Raw genomic sequence first — 5,380 nt, 5'->3', positions numbered from 1 at the left:
AGCATTAGCTTTAATATAATTAACGTAGACGTCAGTATCGCGAGGTAATAAAATTTAAAAAATTTATCGGGGACGTAAAATTTCGCCTAAATTTAAATAACGTATTCGGGCTGCGGCGGTATAGCGCCTTTTACGCGCACGACGCGAGCCGGGATGCCTACGACCGTAGCCCCGTCCGGTACGTCTTTTAACACGACGGAATTCGCCCCGATCTTAGCATTTTCGCCGATCGTGATAGCGCCTAGCACCTTTGCGCCAGCGGCTATCGTAGCGCCGTTTTTTACGGTCGGATGGCGCTTCCCGCACTCTTTACCCGTACCGCCCAGCGTTACTTGATGATACATCATCACGTCGTCTCCGATCTCTGCGGTCTCGCCGATGACCACGCCCGCGCCGTGATCTATAAAAAATCGCTTGCCTATCTTAGCGCCCGGATGTATCTCGATACCCGTTAAAAAACGCGCGGTCTGCGACAAAAAACGCGCTAAGAAAAAATGCCCGCGCAGATAAAGCGGATGAGCGAGGTTATGAAACATTATCGCGTGAATGCCCGGCGTATTTATCAGTATTGCCGCCGCGCAACAGCTCTTAGCCGACGGGTCTTTTTCCCGTACGACCGCAATTAGCTCCTTTATCCCCGCTATCACCGCTTACGCTCCGTAAAGCTCTGTGCTTAGATAACGCTCGCCGTTATCGGGCGCTATAAATAGCACTTTTTTACCCGCTCCGAGCGCCTTGGCTACGCGTTTTGCGGCTACGTACGCGGCGCCGCCGCTAATACCTACCATTATGCCTTCGTTTTTAGCTAGCTCGCGAGCGCCGTTCATAGCTTCGTCGTTGCTAATTTTTTCTATGCCGTCCGCGATGCTCATATCCATGGTTTTTGGTATAAATCCCGCGCCTATGCCCTGAATTTTATGAGGCCCTGGGTTTCCGCCGCTTAGAACCGGCGACGCTTCCGGCTCGACTGCGATAAATTTCGTCGCGTAGCCTTTGGCTTTTAGCGCTTTTGCGGCGCCGCTAATCGTACCGCCCGTTCCTACGCCCGCCACCAGCGCGTCTAAACTAGCAAAATCGCGCGCGATCTCCTCGCCCGTAGTTAGTTCGTGAGCCTGCGGGTTAAACGGATTTTCAAACTGGCTTAGCATTACGTGGTTAGGCTGCGCGGCAATCTCGGTAGCCTTCGCGATAGCGCCTTTCATGCCTTTTGCGGCTTCGGTTAATTCCAGCTTCGCCCCGTATGCGGCTACGATTTTTCTACGCTCTATACTCATGCTTTCGGGCATGCACAAAATAACCTTATACCCGAGCGCGGCGGCCACCATAGACACGCCGATACCCGTATTTCCGCTGGTAGGCTCTACGATCGTGTCGCCGGGCTTTATTTTGCCCTCTTCTTGCATTTTTAATATCATATTTAAAGCGATCCTATCCTTGACCGAGCCGCCCGGATTAAAAAACTCCAATTTCGCGTAAATTTCGGCCTCGTCGGCGCCTGATTTAAGCTTAACGATCGGCGTATTTCCGATGGTTTGCGTTATATTTTGATAAATCATCTCTGCTCCTTAAAATAAAATCGGCGTATTCTACTCTTTTTTACGTAAATCTAGCGTAAAATTTTAAAACTATTTAAGTTCGCTAAGAATCTGCTTCCCGCGCTCGCTTAAAATTTTACCCTTAAAATTTTCCTTGCAAAATTCCGTTATCAGCGCGTGGTAAAGCTTTAAAATTTCGGCTTCGTCAAAATTCTCGCCGCCTAAATTTTCGTAAATTTCACCGAAATTTAGCGCGCCTAGCCACTCGGCGGCCTCGTCGTAGCACTCGAACTCATAACCCAAGAATCCCAAAATTCGCAGCGCGTAAGCATCCACTACCATCGCGGCGCGCCCGCACGCGTAGGCTAGGATAGCGTCGCAAGTTTCCGCGCCTACGCCTTTTATGCTAAGCAGCCGTTCGCGGCTAATGCTTTGTCTAAAATTTTCAAAATTTTCAAATTCTCTTTTAATCGCCGCACAAAGCCCTAAAAGCCGCTTGGCTTTGGTGTTGTAAAATCCGCTTGGCTTTATAAGTCCGGCTAGCTCGTCCGTCTTTAAGCTTAAAATTCCGTCCAAGCTAAGCTTGTCCGCCGCGCGCAAATTTTCAAGCGCCTTTTCCACGTTTTTCCACGCGGTATTTTGCACGAGCACCGCGCCTGCGATCACCTCAAAGGTATTTTCGCCCGGCCATTTTAGCTCGTCTAAATTTTCGCGTTTTTTTGAGTTTAAAAGCGCTAAAAATAGCTGCGTCGAGGTCATTTTTTATCCTTAAAATTTCTAATAAACCGCGCGTAAAACTGCTTTGCCGTCCGCGCCGATCTACTCGCCCTAAATGCGGCGAATTCGCGCGCGGCTCGGTGCAGCTCGTCCGCGTCTAGCGCGTAATCTTTAAAATAAAAATCGACGATTTTAAGGTATTCCTCAAAGCCGCCTTGATAAAAGCTAATCCAAAGCCCGAAGCGATCGGATAGCGAAATTTTCTCTTGCACGGCGTCCCCGTAATATAGCTCGCCGCTTGAAATTTGCACGGTCTCGTTGTCGCTTTGCGTTTCGGCCGTTAGGTGGCGGCGATTTGAAGTAGCGTAAAATAGCGCGTTTTTAGGCGCGCGCTCGATCGAGCCTTCCATTAACGGCTTTAAAAATTTATAATCTACGTTACCGTTTTCAAAACTTAAATCATCGCAAAAAATTATAAATTTTTTGTCGCTATCGCGCGCTTCGTCGATGACGGCGGGTAAAAATCTAAGCTCGCCCGCGCCCACTTCGATAATACGCAAACCTTGCTTGCAAAAATGGGTGAAAACTGCCTTTACGAGGCTGCTTTTGCCGCATCCGCGCTCGCCCCAAAGCAGCGCGTGTTCGCCGCCTAGCCCGTCCATAAAATTTTGCGTATTTTTTAGCAGCGCCTCTTTTTGCGCCTCAATGCCGATAAGCGAATCTAAATCGGTAAAATCGACGTCTTTAACCGCTTTTAGAGCGCCTAAATCTTGTCTAAAAATCGCGGCGTAGCACTCGTCCCAGTTAATTTTGCCCTGCATTTTTCGCCTCTTTTCTTAAAAATACTAAAATTTCCTCTATCACGTCGTCATCGTCTTTGCTGCGAGATTTTAACCTTATTTTTTCATCGTTATTTCGCGTTAAAACGATATTGGTTTCGGCGTTGCTAACGGCTTTAAACCCGCATTTAAGGGCCAAAATTTTAATAATGATAAGCTGTAAGAATTGCGACGTATAAAGATCGATTTTACCGAAGCGATCTTCAAGCTCGCTTTGTATCTCGTAAACTTGCGCGACCTCTTTGCACTTGCTTAAACGCCTGTAAATTTCAAGCCGTAAGCGATCTTCGCGGATAAAATCTTGACTTAAAAAGGCGTTTATGCTTAATTTTAGATCGATTTTCTCGCTCCTGGCGCCGCCCTCGTTTAGCAGTGAATTTATCGCGTCTTCCAGCATTTTTAAATAAAGCGAATATCCGATCGCCTCGATATGACCGCTTTGCGCCTCACCTACGATATTTCCGCCGCCTCTAATTTCTAGATCGTGATAAGCCAGCACGCCGCCGGAACCCAAAAACGAGTTGCTTTCCAGCGCGGTTAGACGTTTTAGCGCGTCGGGAGTAAGCTCGTTTTTATCCTCCACTAAAAAGTAGCAATACGCCTGCTTGTCGCTTCGCCCTACTCGTCCGCGCAGCTGGTGCAGATCCGCGATACCGAATTTATCGGCGCGCTCGATGATTATCGTGTTGGCGTTAGGTAGATGGATGCCGCTTTCTACGATGCTCGTGCATAAAAGCAGGTCGTATTCGCCGGTTTCAAATTTCATCATCTCCTCTTCGGTCGTTTTTGCATCGATTTTTGAATGTAGCGTTAAAATTTTAAGATTCGGAACTATGCGTAAAATTTCGCGCTGCGCCTGCGGCATCGTCGCGATGTGGTTATGGATATAAAAGATTTGCCCGCCGCGGCGAATTTCGCGCATAATCGCCTCTTTAACCGCCTTTTCGTCCCACTCTTTTACGCTGGTTCTCACGTCAAGACGCGAGCTAGGCGGCGTTTGCAAAACGGAGTAGCCCTTAATCTTGCTTAACGCCATATTTAAGCTTCTAGGAATCGGCGTCGCGCTCATACTTAAAACGTGCGAATTTGCGGAAATTTCTTTTAATTTCTCCTTTTGCTTGACGCCGAATTTATGCTCTTCGTCGATTATTATTAGCCCTATTTTAGCCGCTTTCACGGAAAGAAGCGCGTGCGTGCCGACGCATACGCAAGGCTCGCCCTGCGCTAGCGCCTTATTAAGCGCGGCCTTTTCGCGCGCAGTAGTAAAGCGGTCAAGGCGAAAAACCTTAATACCAAACGGCTCGAAACGCTCTTTTAAGCTTTTGTAATGCTGAGAGCAAAGTAGCGTCGTAGGCGCGAAAAATAGCGCCTCAAAGCCCGATTTTACGCATGCGAAAATCGCGTTCATAGCGACTTCGGTTTTACCGAAGCCTACGTCTCCGCTAAGTAACCTATCCATCGCACGGCCGCTTTTTAAATCGCTTAAAATTTCATCCACCGCGCGCGTTTGATCGGGAGTATAATCAAAGCCCGCGCTTTGGACGAATTTTAGGTATTCTAGCCCGTCCGCTTCCATTATCTCGCCGCTAATTAACTCGCGTTTGGCCGCAAGCGCGATGATTTTAGAAGCGATTACGAAAAGTTTTTCGCGCACCTTTTCTTTTATGCGCGCGAAACTTGCCTTACCGAGCCTGTCTAAAACCGCGATAGAGCCGTTTTGCGCGATGTAGCGGTCGATCATGTCTAGATGTTCGACCGGCAGCAGCAGCCTGTCGTCGTTTTGATAAGCGATAGCGACGAATTCGCGCGTAGAGCCTAGCACGGTAATTTTTTCAAGCCCTAAAAATTTGCCGATACCGTAGTCCTCGTGTACGACGTAGTCGTTTACCCTAAGCTCGTCTATAACGAGGCTAGCGCGTTTTACGCGGCGTTTTCGCTCGAATCTATTTAAAGAAAGGACAATTCGCTCTGGCGAGCTTAAATTTAAAACAAGCGGACTTCGGCGAAATTCTACGTTTTTAAACTCGCCTAGATTAAATCCGTTAAAAAGCCCTTCGTTTCGCGCTAAAACGATAATTTTCCTACTTGCGTTTAGCTCGAAAAATTCTCGGCTAGGCGTAACGGCTAAATCTTTATAAATTTTAGGTTCGGGCAAAATTTTAAGCTTTTTAAGCGCGTTCGGTATCTCGTCCGCGTCTTCTAAATTTAGCTTTTTTACCGCCTTGCAGTCGAAATTTTCGGCGTAATTTATAAACCCATCTATCGCCCAAAAACCGAGCGTTTTTAGAT

At 47.7% G+C, this 5,380-nt stretch carries 5 protein-coding genes; all 5 read right to left on the bottom strand.

The features are described from left to right. Positions 1-92 precede the first annotated feature (92 nt). Positions 93-647, bottom strand: a complete 555-nt coding sequence (gene epsC, locus QZ147_RS08060; RefSeq protein WP_295149100.1) for a serine O-acetyltransferase EpsC — start codon at positions 645-647, stop codon at positions 93-95. 3 nt (positions 648-650) lie between these two features. Continuing rightward, the gene (gene cysK / locus QZ147_RS08055; RefSeq protein ID WP_295149097.1) at positions 651-1,556 is read right to left on the bottom strand and encodes a cysteine synthase A; all 906 of its coding nucleotides are present in this window, start codon (positions 1,554-1,556) and stop codon (positions 651-653) included. Between the two features lie 69 nt (positions 1,557-1,625). Then, entirely contained in the window at positions 1,626-2,294 is a 669-nt protein-coding gene (locus QZ147_RS08050) for an endonuclease III (RefSeq protein ID WP_295149094.1), read from the bottom strand. Then, positions 2,291-3,073, bottom strand: a complete 783-nt coding sequence (locus QZ147_RS08045) for an ATP-binding protein (protein ID WP_295149091.1) — start codon at positions 3,071-3,073, stop codon at positions 2,291-2,293. Before QZ147_RS08045 ends, QZ147_RS08050 begins: the two co-directional genes overlap by 4 nt. After that, the coding region (gene mfd, locus QZ147_RS08040) for a transcription-repair coupling factor (protein ID WP_295149089.1) at positions 3,057-5,380 on the bottom strand (2,324 nt) is incomplete at its 5' end. The genes mfd and QZ147_RS08045, both read right to left, overlap by 17 nt.

It is taken from the genome of uncultured Campylobacter sp. (assembly GCF_905371695.1).
Taxonomy (GTDB): Bacteria; Campylobacterota; Campylobacteria; order Campylobacterales; family Campylobacteraceae; genus Campylobacter_A.
The sequence above is the reverse complement of the archived record's forward strand: the minus strand, read 5'-3'. Positions and strand labels throughout refer to the sequence as shown.